The 13,630-nt window shown below is 67.9% G+C and carries 14 protein-coding genes, 1 tRNA gene and 1 pseudogene; 8 read left to right on the top strand and 8 right to left on the bottom strand.

Translation table 11 applies throughout. The features are described 5' to 3' along the window. Positions 1-148: 148 nt before the first annotated feature. From MTY59_RS11465 to sp36, 3 genes are read right to left on the bottom strand one after another with little or no spacing between them, the layout of a single operon-like run. Entirely contained in the window at positions 149-952 is an 804-nt protein-coding gene (locus tag MTY59_RS11465; RefSeq protein WP_221045742.1) for an MBL fold metallo-hydrolase, read from the bottom strand. Between the two features lie 5 nt (positions 953-957). Further along, positions 958-1,413, bottom strand: a complete 456-nt coding sequence (locus MTY59_RS11460) for a RidA family protein (RefSeq protein ID WP_221045741.1) — start codon at positions 1,411-1,413, stop codon at positions 958-960. A gap of 13 nt (positions 1,414-1,426) precedes the next feature. Further along, positions 1,427-1,588 carry a Sp36 family protein gene (sp36, locus tag MTY59_RS11455; RefSeq protein WP_007772224.1) on the bottom strand — a complete coding sequence of 54 codons (162 nt, stop codon included), beginning with the start codon at positions 1,586-1,588 and terminating at the stop codon, positions 1,427-1,429. Positions 1,589-1,658: 70 nt separating this feature from the next. Between sp36 and bagA the strand changes: the two genes are divergently transcribed. Both bagA and bagB read left to right on the top strand, forming a co-directional pair. Continuing rightward, a complete protein-coding gene (gene bagA / locus MTY59_RS11450; RefSeq protein WP_221045740.1) occupies positions 1,659-2,678 on the top strand; it encodes an ATPase BagA in 1,020 nt (339 codons plus the stop codon). Continuing rightward, positions 2,675-3,826: an ATPase BagB gene (gene bagB, locus MTY59_RS11445; RefSeq protein WP_221045739.1), complete on the top strand. Its 1,152-nt coding sequence runs from the start codon at positions 2,675-2,677 to the stop codon at positions 3,824-3,826. The genes bagA and bagB overlap by 4 nt, the downstream gene beginning before the upstream one ends. Positions 3,827-3,928: 102 nt before the next feature. On the opposite strand, the gene MTY59_RS11440 is transcribed toward bagB, so the two are convergent. Continuing rightward, complete coding sequence (locus MTY59_RS11440) at positions 3,929-4,279, bottom strand: WhiB family transcriptional regulator (protein ID WP_221045738.1); 351 nt, start codon at positions 4,277-4,279, stop codon at positions 3,929-3,931. Between the two features lie 350 nt (positions 4,280-4,629). Between MTY59_RS11440 and ponA2 the strand changes: the two genes are divergently transcribed. The 5 genes from ponA2 to MTY59_RS11415 all read left to right on the top strand — a co-directional run bounded on the left by ponA2 (position 4,630) and on the right by MTY59_RS11415 (position 10,352). Then, positions 4,630-7,059 carry a transglycosylase/D,D-transpeptidase PonA2 gene (gene ponA2 / locus MTY59_RS11435; protein WP_221045737.1) on the top strand — a complete coding sequence of 810 codons (2,430 nt, stop codon included), beginning with the start codon at positions 4,630-4,632 and terminating at the stop codon, positions 7,057-7,059. A 137-nt stretch (positions 7,060-7,196) separates the two neighbouring features. Continuing rightward, complete coding sequence (locus MTY59_RS11430) at positions 7,197-8,156, top strand: metallophosphoesterase (RefSeq protein ID WP_221045736.1); 960 nt, start codon at positions 7,197-7,199, stop codon at positions 8,154-8,156. Next, on the top strand, positions 8,153-9,259 hold the full coding sequence (gene cds1, locus MTY59_RS11425) for an L-cysteine desulfhydrase Cds1 (protein ID WP_221045735.1): 1,107 nt from the start codon (positions 8,153-8,155) through the stop codon (positions 9,257-9,259). The genes MTY59_RS11430 and cds1 overlap by 4 nt, the downstream gene beginning before the upstream one ends. A gap of 61 nt (positions 9,260-9,320) precedes the next feature. Next, a tRNA-Pro gene (locus MTY59_RS11420) sits at positions 9,321-9,397 on the top strand. Positions 9,398-9,662: 265 nt separating this feature from the next. Then, entirely contained in the window at positions 9,663-10,352 is a 690-nt protein-coding gene (locus MTY59_RS11415; protein WP_221045734.1) for a GAF and ANTAR domain-containing protein, read from the top strand. 56 nt (positions 10,353-10,408) lie between these two features. On the opposite strand, the gene MTY59_RS11410 is transcribed toward MTY59_RS11415, so the two are convergent. The 3 genes and pseudogenes from MTY59_RS11410 to MTY59_RS27835 form a co-directional block, all read right to left on the bottom strand. Next, entirely contained in the window at positions 10,409-11,056 is a 648-nt protein-coding gene (locus tag MTY59_RS11410) for a restriction endonuclease (protein WP_221045733.1), read from the bottom strand. A gap of 119 nt (positions 11,057-11,175) precedes the next feature. Then, positions 11,176-11,475: a DUF4193 domain-containing protein gene (locus MTY59_RS11405; RefSeq protein WP_221045732.1), complete on the bottom strand. Its 300-nt coding sequence runs from the start codon at positions 11,473-11,475 to the stop codon at positions 11,176-11,178. A 197-nt stretch (positions 11,476-11,672) separates the two neighbouring features. Continuing rightward, positions 11,673-11,988 (bottom strand): annotated as a pseudogene (locus MTY59_RS27835) (hypothetical protein). Positions 11,989-12,230: 242 nt separating this feature from the next. On the opposite strand from MTY59_RS27835, the gene MTY59_RS11395 reads away from it, so the two are divergent. Then, a complete protein-coding gene (locus MTY59_RS11395; RefSeq protein WP_221045730.1) occupies positions 12,231-12,914 on the top strand; it encodes an HAD family hydrolase in 684 nt (227 codons plus the stop codon). 15 nt (positions 12,915-12,929) lie between these two features. Here MTY59_RS11395 and MTY59_RS11390 read toward each other — a convergent pair whose 3' ends face one another. Beyond that, positions 12,930-13,430, bottom strand: coding sequence for a DUF6328 family protein (locus MTY59_RS11390; RefSeq protein WP_221045729.1), 501 nt, complete (start codon positions 13,428-13,430; stop codon positions 12,930-12,932). Positions 13,431-13,630: the final 200 nt, after the last annotated feature.

Genomic DNA, 13,630 nt, shown 5'->3' with positions numbered 1-13,630 from the left:
CCTTTGCCACACCAGCCTCATGGGCACCACCCCGTCACCCGTGAGGCAAGTTCAAAACGTGCTAGCGCCGGCGCTAGCGCGTTTCGGAAGCACTGTGTCCCTCCAGAGCCGGGACTCATGGTGCGGTAGTGACTTATGCGAAACGTGGTTACGCCGACGGGTCCGAGCGCAGGTGATTGAGCTGCACCTGCACCGACCACTCGGCGGCGTCCCACAGCTTCTCGTCGACATCGACATAGACGTGTTCGACGATCCGGCGGGCGCTGGCGTCCTCCCCCAGCTCCCGCACCGCCGATCGCACCTGGTCCAGTCGCTCCCGTCGATGTTCGAGGTAGCCCTGCGCGATGCTTTCCAGATCGGTCAGGTCCGGGCCGTGGCCGGGCAGCACCGTCCGCCGGCCCAGGCCGCGCAGCCGCCGCAGCGATTCCAGGTAGTCCGTCAGGCTGCCGTCCTCCTTGTCGAGGACGGCCGTGCCGCGGCCCAGGACGGTATCGGCGGTCAACACGGCGTCGTCTAGCAGGAAAGACAGCGAATCGGCGGTGTGGCCGGGGGTCGCCATGACCTTGATCTTCAGGCCGGCAGCATCGATCACCTCGCCGTCGGTCAGCTCGCCGCCGAGGCCGCGCAGAAAACCGCTGCCCGCCGAGCGGACGGTCGCGCCGGTCCGCTCGACCAGCTTGTCGATGCCGTCGGTGTGATCGCCGTGCCGATGGCTGATCAGGACCAGGGCGATACGGCCGAGCGCCGCCACCCGTGCGATGTGCTCGTCGTCGTCGGGTCCGGGGTCCACGATGACCAGCTCGTCGCTGCGCGGGCCGCGCAGCACCCAGGTGTTGGTGCCCTCGAGCGTGAGCAGCCCGGGGTTATCGGCCAGCAGGACCGACGCGGTCTCGGTGACCGGCCGCAATTTGGCGTACGCGGGATGGGTCAGCGACCCGGAGGCCTGGGTCACGGCGTTCAGCCGACCTCGACGATCAGCTCCACTTCCACCGGCGCATCCAGTGGCAGCTCGGAGACGCCGACCGCCGAGCGCGCATGTGCGCCCTGCTCGCCGAACACCTCGGCGAGCAGCTCGGAGGCACCATTAATGACGCTGGGCTGGCCGTTGAATCCCGGGGCCGAGGCGACGAATCCGACCACCTTCACCACCCGGGCCACCTCGTCGATACCCACCAGCGAATTGACGGCCGCCAGCGCGTTGAGCGCACAGATACGCGCCATCGCCTTGCCCTCATCCGGGCTGATGCCGACGCCGACCTTACCGGCGGCCAACAGCTTGCCGTCCTGCATCGGGAGCTGACCCGCGGTGTAAACCAGGTTCCCGGTGCGCACCGCCGGTACGTAGGAGGCCAGCGGCGCGACCACCTCCGGCAGCGCGAGGCCGAGCTCCTCAAGCCGGGCCGAAGCACTCATCGGACCCGACCCTTTACTTGGGGCGCTTCAGATACGCGACGTGCTGCTCGCCGGTCGGCCCTTGCAGCACCGACACCAACTCCCAGCCGTCGGCACCCCACTGGTCGAGGATCTGTTTGGTGGCATGCGTCAGCAGCGGAACCGTGACGTACTCCCATGCGGTCGGTTGGCTCATGCCGCGAGCTTATCGGTCGCCGGTGAACCGCTCCGGCCAGCCCAGCGGCCCGTCGGGCTAGCATGCGAAGGTGGCAACCACATCGAGCGGCGGAGCTGCCATCGGCTGGCCGTCGCGCTTGACGAAGGCCCGTTTACATTTCGTGACCGGCAAGGGCGGCACCGGCAAGTCGACCGTCGCGGCCGCCCTGGCACTGACCCTGGCCGCCGGGGGCCGCAAGGTGCTGCTCGTGGAAGTCGAGGGCCGCCAAGGGATTGCGCAACTCTTCGACGTCCCGCCCCTGCCGTATCAGGAGGTGAAGATCGCGACCGCCGAACGCGGCGGTCAGGTTAACGCCCTGGCGATCGACATCGAGGCGGCGTTCCTGGAATACCTCGACATGTTCTACAACCTGGGCATTGCCGGCCGCGCGATGCGCCGCATCGGCGCGATCGAGTTCGCGACGACGATCGCGCCGGGTCTGCGTGACGTGCTGTTGACCGGCAAGATCAAGGAGACGGTGATCCGGGTCGACAAGAATCGGCTCCCGGTTTATGACGCGATCGTCGTCGACGCCCCGCCGACCGGACGGATCGCGCGCTTCCTGGATGTCACCAAGGCGGTGTCCGATTTGGCCAAGGGCGGCCCCGTGCATTCCCAGGCCGACGGCGTGGTGAAGCTCTTGCATTCCGAGCAGACGGCCATTCACTTAGTCACCCTGCTGGAGGCGTTGCCGGTCCAGGAGACGCTGGAAGCCATCGAGGAGCTTGCCGCAATGCAGCTACCGATCGGCAGCGTCATCGTCAACCGCAACATCGCTTCGTACTTGCAGCCGGCCGACCTGGCGAAGGCCGCCGAGGGGGACGTCGATGCGGATTCGGTGCGGGCCGGATTGGAAAAGTCCGGAATCACCTTGAGCGACAAGGACTTCGCGGGCCTGCTAACGGAGACCATCGAGCATGCCACCGTCATCGCTACGCGCGCCGAGATCGCGCAACAGCTCGATGCGTTGAAGGTGGCCCGACTCGAATTGCCCGCCATTTCCGACGGGGTCGACCTCGGTAGCCTCTACGAGCTGTCGGAATCGCTTGCACAGCAGGGGGTTCGATGAGTACCACACCCAAACAGCTTGATATGGCCGCCATCCTGGCCGACACCACCAACCGCGTGGTGGTGTGCTGCGGCGCGGGTGGGGTGGGCAAGACCACCACCGCGGCCGCGATCGCGCTGCGCGCCGCCGAGTACGGCCGCAACGTCTGCGTGTTGACGATCGATCCGGCCAGACGGCTGGCCCAGGCGCTGGGGGTCAGCGACCTCGGCAACACGCCGCAGCGGGTCCCGCTGGTGGCGGAGGTTCCCGGCGAGCTGCACGCGATGATGCTCGACATGCGTCGCACCTTCGACGAGATGGTGATCCAGTACTCCGGACCCGGTCGGGCACAAGCGATTCTGGATAACCAGTTCTATCAAACGGTCGCCAGTTCACTCGCCGGCACGCAGGAGTACATGGCGATGGAGAAGCTGGGCCAGCTGCTGGCCGAGGACCGCTGGGACCTGGTGGTGGTCGACACCCCACCGTCGCGCAACGCGCTGGACTTCCTGGACGCGCCCAAACGGCTGGGCAGCTTCATGGACAGCCGGCTGTGGCGGCTGCTACTCGCGCCGGGCCGGGGCATCGGGCGGTTGGTTACCGGCGCAATGGGTTTGGCGATGAAGGCGATTTCGACGATCCTGGGTTCACAGATGCTCGGCGATGCCGCGGCATTCGTCCAGTCGCTGGACGCCACCTTCGGCGGCTTCCGCGAGAAGGCCGATCGCACCTATGCGCTGCTGAAAAGGCGTGGGACGCAGTTCGTTGTGGTGTCGGCGGCGGAGCCGGATGCGCTGCGCGAGGCGGCGTTCTTCGTCGACCGGCTGTCGCAGGAAGGGATGCCGCTCGCCGGGCTGGTCCTCAACCGCACCCACCCGCCGCTGTGCTCCCTGCCGGCCGAGCGGGCGATCGACGGCAGCGAAATGCTGGACCACGACGCCGACTCCGAGGCGGCGTCGCTGGCCTCAGCGGTGCTGAAGATTCACGCCGAGCGGGCGCAGACCGCCAAGCGGGAGATCAGATTGCTTTCCCGGTTCACCGGCGCCAATCCGCACGTGCCGGTCATCGGCGTTCCGTCGCTGCCCTTCGATGTCTCGGACCTGGAGGCGCTGCGCGCGCTGGCCGATCAGATCACTTCGGTCGGTGACGGCCGCGCAACGGCCGGCTGACTCGATTGCAACTCCGCGGCCCCGGGCCCGTCGTAACAGAAACGTAATGAGGAGCGGGCAGGCCGCTCAGGGCTACGGCCCCGCAATTGGCCAGGTGAACCGTCAGCCGACGCTGCGGGGCCGCCTCTTGTCGAAGAAGTCTGACCAGGAAACCACATCGGGGTGCTGCTTGAGCAGGGCGCGGCGTTGCCGCTCGGTCATGCCGCCCCAGACCCCGAACTCGACCTTGTTGTCCAGCGCGTCTGCCCCGCACTCCTGCATCACCGGGCAATGCCGGCAGATCACTGCCGCCTTGCGCTGGGCCGCGCCGCGGACAAACAGTTCGTCGGGATCGGTGGTCCGGCATAGCGCCCTCGAGACCCACGCGATCCGTTCTTCGGCATCGACACTGCGGAGTACCCCTTGTGCGGCTGCAATGTTTGTCCTACGCGCCGCCGGCCGTATTGGTGACACGAACTGTTCCCTTCCCTACCGGCCGCCCGTCACGGCCGCCCTCCTGGGGTGCAGATCCAGTCTCGCGATCTACGCCACACTGTGTACTTCGGTGTTACCTGAATCTCACCGTGTGTCTAAGTTAGGTGGTCAGGTGGCAATTGCGCAACAGTCCGATAACGCTTTTTTTGGGACGAGCGTCCAGCCTCGTACCAAACGACCGACGAAGAAGTGATCTTGGACGCGCCGTTGCCCGTCTGACCTGTGCCGCAATTCCAATTCGCGCCCGTCGCCGCCGGTGTTGAGATGACGAAATTTTTTGGAGAAAGCGCAGCGTGGCGGCGTGACTGGGGGCCGCTACTGTAGTACCCATGTCAGACCGCCCCCCGGCCGCGCTCACGATCCTCAAGCTCGCGGGGCTGTGTGTGTTGGCCAGCGTCGTCGCCACGGCTCTCCTGTTCCCCTTCGCCGGCGGAATAGGACTGGTGTCCAATCGGGCATCGGAAGTGGTCGCCAACGGCTCGGCTCAGCTTCTCGAGGGCGAAGTGCCTGCCGTCTCGACGATGGTCGACGCCAAGGGCAACACCATCGCCTGGCTGTATTCGCAGCGCCGGTTCGAGGTGCCCACCGACAAGATCGCCAACACGATGAAGCTGGCGATCGTCTCCATCGAGGACAAGCGGTTCGCCGACCACAACGGGGTGGACTGGAAAGGCACCCTGACCGGTCTGGCCGGCTATGCCCGCGGCGACGTCGACACCCGCGGCGGTTCGACGATCGAGCAGCAATACATCAAGAACTACCAACTGCTGGTCACCGCGAAGACCGACGCCGAGAAGCGCGCGGCGGTCGAAACCACCCCGGCCCGCAAGCTGCGTGAGATCCGCATGGCGCTGACGCTGGACAAGACCTTCACCAAGCCCGAAATCCTGACCCGGTATCTGAACCTGGTCTCGTTCGGCAACGGATCGTTCGGCGTGCAGGACGCCGCCCAGACGTACTTCGGCATCAACGCGTCCGACCTGAACTGGCAGCAGGCGGCGCTGCTGGCGGGCATGGTGCAGTCGACCAGCGCGCTCAACCCGTACATCAACCCCGACGGCGCCCTGGCACGGCGAAACTTGGTGCTGGACACCATGATCGAGAACATTCCGCAGGAAGAGGAGGCACTGCGCGCCGCCAAGGCGGCGCCGCTGGGCATCCTGCCGCAGCCCAACGAGTTGCCCCGCGGTTGCATCGCGGCGGGCGACCGCGCGTTCTTCTGCGACTACGTCCAGGAGTACCTGTCCCGGGCCGGCATCAGCAAGGAACAGGTCGCCCGGGGTGGTTACCTGATCAAGACGACGCTGGACCCGGACGTGCAGATCCCGGTCAAGTCGGCCATCGACAAGTTCGCCAGCCCGACGCTGCCGGGCATTTCGAGCGTGATGAGCGTGATCCAGCCCGGCAAGACGTCGCACAAGGTGATGGCCATGGCCAGCAACCGGACCTACGGGCTCGACGTCGACGCGGGTCAAACCATGCGCCCGCAGCCCTTCTCGCTGGTCGGCGACGGCGCGGGATCCGTGTTCAAGATCTTCACCACGGCCGCGGCGCTGGACATGGGCATGGGCACCAACGCCACCCTCGAGGTGCCGGGCCGCTTCCAGGCCAAGGGCATGGGCAGCGGTGGGGCCAAGGGCTGCCCGAAGGACAACTGGTGCGTGATCAACGCCGGCAACTACCGCGGGTCGATGAACGTCACCGACGCGTTGGCCACCTCCCCGAACACGGCGTTCGCCAAGCTGATCCAGCAGGTCGGCGTGACCCGAACGGTGGACATGGCGATCAAACTCGGGCTTCGGTCCTACGCCGATCCGGGCACCGCTCGTGACTACAACCGGGACAGCAACGAGAGCCTGGCCGACTTCGTCAAACGGCAGAACATCGGCTCGTTCACCCTGGGCCCGATCGAGGTGAACGCGCTGGAGCTGTCCAACGTCGCGGCCACCCTCGCGTCGGGCGGCACCTGGTGCCCGCCCAACCCGATCGACAAGCTGGTCGACCGCAAGGGCAACGAGGTCGCGGTGACCACCGAGACCTGCGATCAGGTGGTGCCCGAGGGCCTGGCGAACACCCTGGCCAACGCGATGAGCAAGGACGCGCTGGGCGGTGGGACGGCGGCCGGCTCGGCCAGCGCCGCGGGCTGGGACCTGCCGGTCTCCGGTAAGACGGGCACCACCGAGGCCCACCGCTCGTCGGGCTTCGTGGGCTTCACCAACCACTACGCGGCGGCCAACTACATCTACGACGACTCCACCAACCCCACCGATCTGTGCTCCGCCCCGCTGCGCCACTGCGGCGAGGGCGACCTGTACGGCGGTAACGAGCCGGCGCGCACGTGGTTCACCGCGATGAAGCCGATCGCCCTCAACTTCGGGCCGGTGCAGTTGCCGCCCACCGACCCTCGCTACGTCGACGGGGCGCCGGGCTCCCGGGTGCCCAGCGTCGCCGGCCTGGATATCGACGCGGCGCGCCAGCGCATCAAGGAGGCCGGTTTCCAGGTCGCCGACCAGAACAACTTCGTCAACAGCAGCGCCAAGCAGGGCGAGGTGGTCGGGACAACCCCTAGCGGCGCAACGATTCCGGGGTCGATTGTCACCATCCAGGTCAGCAACGGCATCCCGCCGGCTCCGCCGCCGCCACCGGAAGGCGCGCCGCCGCCGGTCGGCTCGCAGGTCGTCGAGATTCCGGGTCTGCCGCCGATCACGATCCCGCTGCTGGCGCCGCCGCCACCGGCACCCGCTCAGCCGCCCCCGTAGGCGCGATTGCCGCGCTCTCCCCCGCAAGCGGGAGGTACCCCCACCGCACCCCGCTTCGCGGGCCGCGTGGTCGCACGGCCGGGCGTCGTGACCCAAGAGATACGCTGCCAGTCCCCGACCGGCAGTAGGCTGCCAGCATGGCTGATGTTTTGCCCGTCCTGATACGTGCCGGCGCCGCCACAGTAGCTTCGAGCGTCGCCGGCCTCGGCTATGCCGCGTTCATCGAGCGCAACGCGTTCGTCCTGCGCGAGATCACGATGCCCGTGCTCAGCCCGGGCTCGACCCCGCTGCGGGTGCTGCATATCAGCGACCTCCACATGACGCCCGGACAGCGCCGCAAACAGGCGTGGCTGCGCGAACTGGCCGGCTGGGAACCGGATCTGGTGGTCAACACCGGCGACAACCTGGCCCACCCCAAGGCGGTCCCGGCGGTCATCCAGGCCCTGGGTGATCTGCTGTCGCGGCCGGGGGTCTTCGTGTTCGGCAGCAACGACTACTTCGGCCCGCGGGTGAAGAACCCGCTGAACTACGTGACCAACCCGTCGCACCGGGTTCGCGGTGAACCGCTGCCCTGGCAGGACCTGCGGGCGGCGTTCACCGAGCGCGGCTGGCTCGACCTCACCCACACCCGGCGCGAGTTCGAGGTGGCAGGTCTGCACATCGCCGCCGCGGGCGTGGACGACCCGCACATCGACCGCGACCGCTACGAAACCATCGCGGGCCCGGCCAGTCCGGCCGCGAATCTGCGGCTGGGACTCACCCATTCGCCCGAGCCGCGGGTACTGGACCGCTACGCCGCGGACGGCTACCAGCTGGTGATGGCCGGACACACCCACGGCGGTCAGGTGTGCCTGCCGTTCTACGGCGCGCTGGTGACCAACTGCGGTCTGGACCGCTCACGCGCGAAGGGACCGTCCCGCTGGGGCGCCAACATGCAACTGCATGTCTCCGCCGGGATGGGCACCTCGCCGTTCGCGCCGGTGCGATTCTGCTGCCGGCCGGAGGCGACCCTGCTGACGTTGATCGCCACCCCGATGGGCGACCGCGACGCGGCCAGTGACCTGAGCCGTTCGCAGCCAACAGCATCGGTGCGTTGACCGACCAGACCCGGATCGCGGCTCGCGGCCGCTCACGCTGCTGGACAGACAACGCGATCCGGCTGATCCAGGCCGACGCCCGGCGCAGCGCCGACACCCACCTGCTGCGCTACCCGCTGCCCTCGGCGTGGAGCGCGGGCGCTGAGGTCGCGCTGTACCTCAAAGACGAGACGACGCACATCACCGGCAGCCTCAAGCACCGGCTGGCCCGCTCGTTGTTCCTCTACGCGCTGTGCAACGGCTGGATTGACGAGGGCACCACGGTGGTCGAGGCGTCGTCGGGTTCGACGGCGGTGTCGGAGGCCTATTTCGCGGCGCTGCTGGGTCTGCCGTTCGTCGCGGTGATGCCCGCGGCGACGAGCACCTCGAAGGTGGCATTGATCGAATCCCACGGCGGCCGTTGCCATTTCGTGCAGAGCTCCAGCGAGGTCTACGCCGAGGCCGAGCGGGTCGCGCGGGAGACCGGCGGGCACTACCTGGACCAGTTCACCAACGCCGAGCGCGCCACCGACTGGCGGGGCAACAACAACATCGCCGAGTCGATCTTCGAGCAGATGCGCGAGGAGCGCTACCCCGTGCCGGATTGGATCGTGGTCGGGGCCGGCACCGGTGGAACCAGCGCCACGATCGGCCGCTACATCCGCTACCGACGGCACGCCACCCGGCTGTGCGTCGTGGACCCGGAGAACTCCGCGTTCTTTCCCGCCTACGCCGAGGACCGCAACGACGTCGTGATGCCCACCTCGTCGCGCATCGAGGGCATCGGCCGTCCGCGGGTGGAGCCGTCGTTTCTGCCCGGCGTGGTCGACCGGATGGTGTCCGTGCCGGACGCGGCGTCGATCGCGGCCGCGCGGCACGTCAGCGCCGTGCTGGGCCGCCGCGTCGGACCGTCGACGGGCACCAACCTGTGGGGTGCGTTCGGCCTGCTCGCCGAGATGGTCGCCGAGGGCCGCAGCGGCTCGGTGGTCACCCTGCTCGCCGACAGCGGCGACCGCTACCGCGACACCTATTTCAGCGACGAATGGCTGACGGCGCAGGGGCTGGACCCGGCGGGACCGGCCGAGGCGCTGGTGGAGTTCGAGCGATCGTGCTCCTGGAAGTGACCTGCCCCACCGCGGTTTGGCCTCCCGATGGGCCGGTGCGATAGGCTGTCGAAGCTTCAAGCGGGGTGTGGCGCAGCTTGGTAGCGCGCTTCGTTCGGGACGAAGAGGCCGTGGGTTCGAATCCCGCCACCCCGACCAGTTCGACATTGATCGCTCATTCGCCGCTGCGGGCCGGCCATCCGAGCACAGCATCGCAGCCGTGGGCCGTGTTTCTGCCGGACCGGTATCGGGCGCCCTCTCCCGAAACCGGGCCGATATAGTGGATCTCACCGTAATGCTGAGCAAACAGCATTGACATTCGTCGCCGTCAAAAACTCCAAGTGATCGCTCTGCGAGACCGCAGGCTCCTGAACGGTACGGGTCTATGCCTGCCACCGGTCTCGAAGCATGAGGGCGACACTCAGTGACCAATCTTGACGATCTCAGCCTGCTCACCGACGTTCTGCGGGCCATCTATTCGGCGGACTCCGGCGACTTCCCCCAGGTGCTGGACGACCTGACCAGGGCGGCCGCGCACTGGGTGCCGGGCGCCCAGGAAGCGGGGATCACCGTCACCAGCCGGCAGAACGAGATCAGCACGCCGTCGGTCACGCACGACTGCGCCCGGCTGCTCGACGAGTTCCAGCAGCGCCACCTCGAGGGACCCTGCGTCCACGCCGCGTGGACTCGCAAGGTCGTCGTCATCGACGACCTCGAAGCCGATGAGCGCTGGCCGAAGTATCGGGCCGACGCGCTCGAACACACGCCGATTCGCAGCGTGCTCTCGCTGCCCATGTTCGCCGACGAGCTGAGCATGGGCGCGCTCAACTTCTACACCGAGCGCCCGCAGTCCTTCGCCGAAGACTCGCGCCGGATCGCCGCCATCTTCGCGACGCTGGGCGCCCTGGCGTGGAGCAACGTCGTGCGCACCCAGCAGTTCCGGGAAGCCCTGAGCACCCGCGACATGATCGGACAGGCCAAGGGCATCCTCATCGAGCGCTACGACCTCGACGACCAGACCGCCTTCAATACCCTGATCAAACTGTCGCAGAGCATGAACACCCCGCTTCGCGACATCGCGCGCCGGGTGATCGAGGACGCAACCGGGCGCTGACGCCACGGAGGGTGACCGGCGGCCGGGCCGAACATGCCGTGGCCCAGCACATCTCGCTAGCTTTCCCACTCCGGTTCGAGCCGTTGCGGTCTGGCCCGCGGTGCGACCGCGTGTGTGCGCCGCGGACCCCGCACGACGACGGGCTGAATTCGTGTCCAGCTCTGCACCTGGGAGCGGCCCACCAGGCGGCAGTGGTGGGTACCCGCCAACCGGCGGGCCGCCTTGGTGAAGGTCTGGTTGGTCACGACCACCGTCCCGCTACAGCCGTGGTGCAGCGCCCCGGCCACGACCTGCTGGACCGCGGCCACGCCGACCGCCTTCGCCAGCCTCTTGCATTGGACGGCCATGCGGGCGCCGTCTTTCTTGGCGATCAGATCCACGCCGTAGTCACCGGTGCCGGCAGTCGGGGTGACGCTGTAACCCGCGACGCGAAGCTGCGCCGCAACGAATTCCTCGAACTCGGTGCCCGACATCCGGTCGATCGCCCGCAGCCCGGATTTCGACAGTTTCAGGTCCCGTCGTCGGTGCGCGTCGGCCTGGTAGCGGTCCCGCTGTACCGACAGCCACCACGAGATCGCCACGGCGACGGCGAGCCCGCCTAGTCCGGCGAGGCATCCCGCCGGCAGGCTGCCGGTGGCCTTCTGCGTCAAATACCAAGGGAGCGCTAAACCCAGCAGCAGGAGCGACCCGAGTACCTTCTCCATTTGTCCGATGAACCTAGTGGATGCCACCGACAACCCAGGGCGATCCACGCAGGTTCACCGTCGCGCCATGGCCCGGCGAGGTGCGTCACCGGGCCGTGGGGTGTGCCGCCAGGGCGGTGTCAGGCGCAGTCGGCGCACACCGGCGCGCCGGCGCTGGAGACCCGCATCCGGCTGCGGTGCTGCACCAGAAAGCAGCTCGAGCAGGTGAACTCGTCGGCTCGCTGGGGAATCACCGTCACCGACAACTCTTCTCCGGACAGGTCGGCGCCCGGCAGCTCGAAGGGCGCCTCGTTGGGGTCCTCGTCGACCACGGCGGTGGCAGGCCCGTGGAGGGTCGGCGCGAGTTCGCGAAGCGAGGATTTCTCGTGGGTGTCGGCGTCGGATACACGGCGTGCGTCGTAGTCGGTGATGGTCGCCATTGCTGTTCCTTCCTGCGATGGAACGGGTTGACGCACTTTCCTGTACCCACCCGTGGCGCAGGCTGTACCCCGTTTGTGGGCGCGTTACACCGTCGCTGCCGGAAAAAAGTTGTGGCAACCGGGAAATCGGCCGCGAGCATGCTCCGCCCGGTGCCGCCCCGCGGTGGGGTGCCGCACCGACGGCAAACCACGCGTCCTCAGCTGCTGGGCGGTGGCGCCGGTTGGTCGAATGCGCGGCGTGCCAGCGTAGTTCGCCGTCGCGGACGTTGCGGTGGGAGCGCAGCAGCCACGCGGCGCTCAGCGCGCCCAGCGCAACGGCCACGAGCAGGGCGACGGCGCCGCCCACCAGATGTCCGGCCGCCACGGCGGACAGGCCGACGGTCAAGGCGAGGACCGCGACGGCGGAACCGGCGAGGCCGGGGGCGTTGGCGCCGTTCTTGAAGGGTTCTCCGGCGTGCTGACGGGTGGTACGGGCATGGTCGACCGGGGGTTCTTGGGGTAATCCAACGTCATTGCTCGTCGAGAATTATTGTGTGCCAGCATTATTCGTGCGCGTACGGTCACGATCGATCCGCCGTCCGGCACGGCGAAGACGCCCCGCTGTCGCGGATCACGCCGCAGCTGTACCCGTCGCGTCGGTGGCCAAACGAGACCATGCACTGTGTCAGCCGCCCCCAGCCTGGGTATGCCGCGCACATGACTTCACGACCGCGCGTAGGCACGCTTGCCGACACCGACCCCAGGAGCCTGCCCTGATGGCGCGTGGCGGCACACCCGCCGTCCTGTTCGACGTCGACGGCACGCTGGTGGATTCCAACTATCTGCACGTCCACGCATGGCGGCGCGCGTTCGACGCCGAAGGCATGCGGGTCGCGTCCTGGCAAATCCACCGGTGCATCGGCATGGACGGATCCCGGCTGGTCCGAACGCTCTCCGATGACGCCCCGGACGACGTGCAGGAACGGCTCAGCGACAAGCACAGCCAGTACTACCGGGAGATCACCCCGCTGCTGCAACCTTTGCCCGGGGCCCGTGACCTGCTGCGCCGCGTCGCCGAGCTGGGCTTACAGGTGGTGCTGGCCAGCTCGGCGCCCGAAGACGAGCTGGAGATTCTGCGCAAAGTGCTCGACTCCGACGACGTGATCTCCGAGACGACATCGTCGCGGGACGTCGACACCGCCAAGCCCGAACCCGGCATCGTGCGAGTGGCGCTGGACCGCGCCGGCGTGGACGCCCAGCACGCCGTGTTCGTCGGGGACGCCGTATGGGACGCGCACGCCGCGGCCGGCGCGGGATTGCCGTGCATCGGGCTGCTGAGCGGCGGCATCGCCCGCGCGGAGCTGCAGGAGGCGGGCGCCGAACCTGTCTTCGCCGATCCACGCGACCTGCTCGAGCACCTGGACTCCACCCGAATCGCGGCACTCGCGCCGGGCCGCTGACCGACGAGTTTCGCCTCAGTCGCCGCGCGTCCGCAGCATCAGCGGCAGCACCCACCAGAAGAAGGTGAACAGCGGCAGCGCACATGCTCCGGCTATCAGGCCGACATTACGCCCGGCCACCGCGGCGAAAATGATCGTGGTGAGGCCGATCACCGCCAGGCCGAGCAGGCCGAGCCCGGCGAAGGCGCACCGGTGCGCGGCCGATACGAGGACCTGAAGCCGATGACGCCGGAAGAGTAAGCGATGCATCGCGACCGGGGCGATCAGCAAGACGGTCGCGCACACCGCGCACACCACGGTGGCCAGGTAGACGACGCGCATGTGCGGGCCCAGCACGTCGAACCGCTGCTGAAACGGCAGGGTCAGCAGGAAGCCGGTCAGCAGCTGCACCCCGGTCTGCACCACCCGCAGCTCCTGCAGCAGGCTGTTCCAATTGCGGTCCAGCCGTTGAACTTCGGTCTCGCCTCGCTCATCGCGATCCCAACGCTGGTCGTCTTGCGGATGGTCGACGTCCATAGTCCCGATCATCGCACCTGGGCTGCGCGGCGACATCGGTTCGAACGGATGCGCCGCCGATAGAGGTCGAAAAACTCGGGGATAAGTCCCGAAATCGATGCAATGCGGCATCAGACTCACCGCATTTGCGCCAAACATGTTGGCAGGCAACTGAACCCGTCGGGATTCGGCTCGCCGAAATCAGGTCGTTTGGACGGCGC

The organism is Mycobacterium senriense, from assembly GCF_019668465.1.
Classification (GTDB): domain Bacteria; phylum Actinomycetota; class Actinomycetes; order Mycobacteriales; family Mycobacteriaceae; genus Mycobacterium; species Mycobacterium senriense.
This window is presented reverse-complemented; position numbering and strand designations above follow the sequence as displayed.

Excerpts from the sequence above, each read along its gene's own strand:
- MTY59_RS11460 (WP_221045741.1), bottom strand. The coding sequence starts at position 1,413 with ATGAGTGCTTCGGCCCGGCTTGAGGAGCTCGGCCTCGCGCTGCCGGAG.
- sp36 (WP_007772224.1), bottom strand. The coding sequence starts at position 1,588 with ATGAGCCAACCGACCGCATGGGAGTACGTCACGGTTCCGCTGCTGACG.
- bagB (WP_221045739.1), top strand. The coding sequence starts at position 2,675 with ATGAGTACCACACCCAAACAGCTTGATATGGCCGCCATCCTGGCCGAC.
- ponA2 (WP_221045737.1), top strand. The coding sequence starts at position 4,630 with ATGTCAGACCGCCCCCCGGCCGCGCTCACGATCCTCAAGCTCGCGGGG.
- MTY59_RS11430 (WP_221045736.1), top strand. The coding sequence starts at position 7,197 with ATGGCTGATGTTTTGCCCGTCCTGATACGTGCCGGCGCCGCCACAGTA.
- MTY59_RS11410 (WP_221045733.1), bottom strand. The coding sequence starts at position 11,056 with ATGGAGAAGGTACTCGGGTCGCTCCTGCTGCTGGGTTTAGCGCTCCCT.
- MTY59_RS11405 (WP_221045732.1), bottom strand. The coding sequence starts at position 11,475 with ATGGCGACCATCACCGACTACGACGCACGCCGTGTATCCGACGCCGAC.
- MTY59_RS11395 (WP_221045730.1), top strand. The coding sequence starts at position 12,231 with ATGGCGCGTGGCGGCACACCCGCCGTCCTGTTCGACGTCGACGGCACG.
- MTY59_RS11390 (WP_221045729.1), bottom strand. The coding sequence starts at position 13,430 with ATGGACGTCGACCATCCGCAAGACGACCAGCGTTGGGATCGCGATGAG.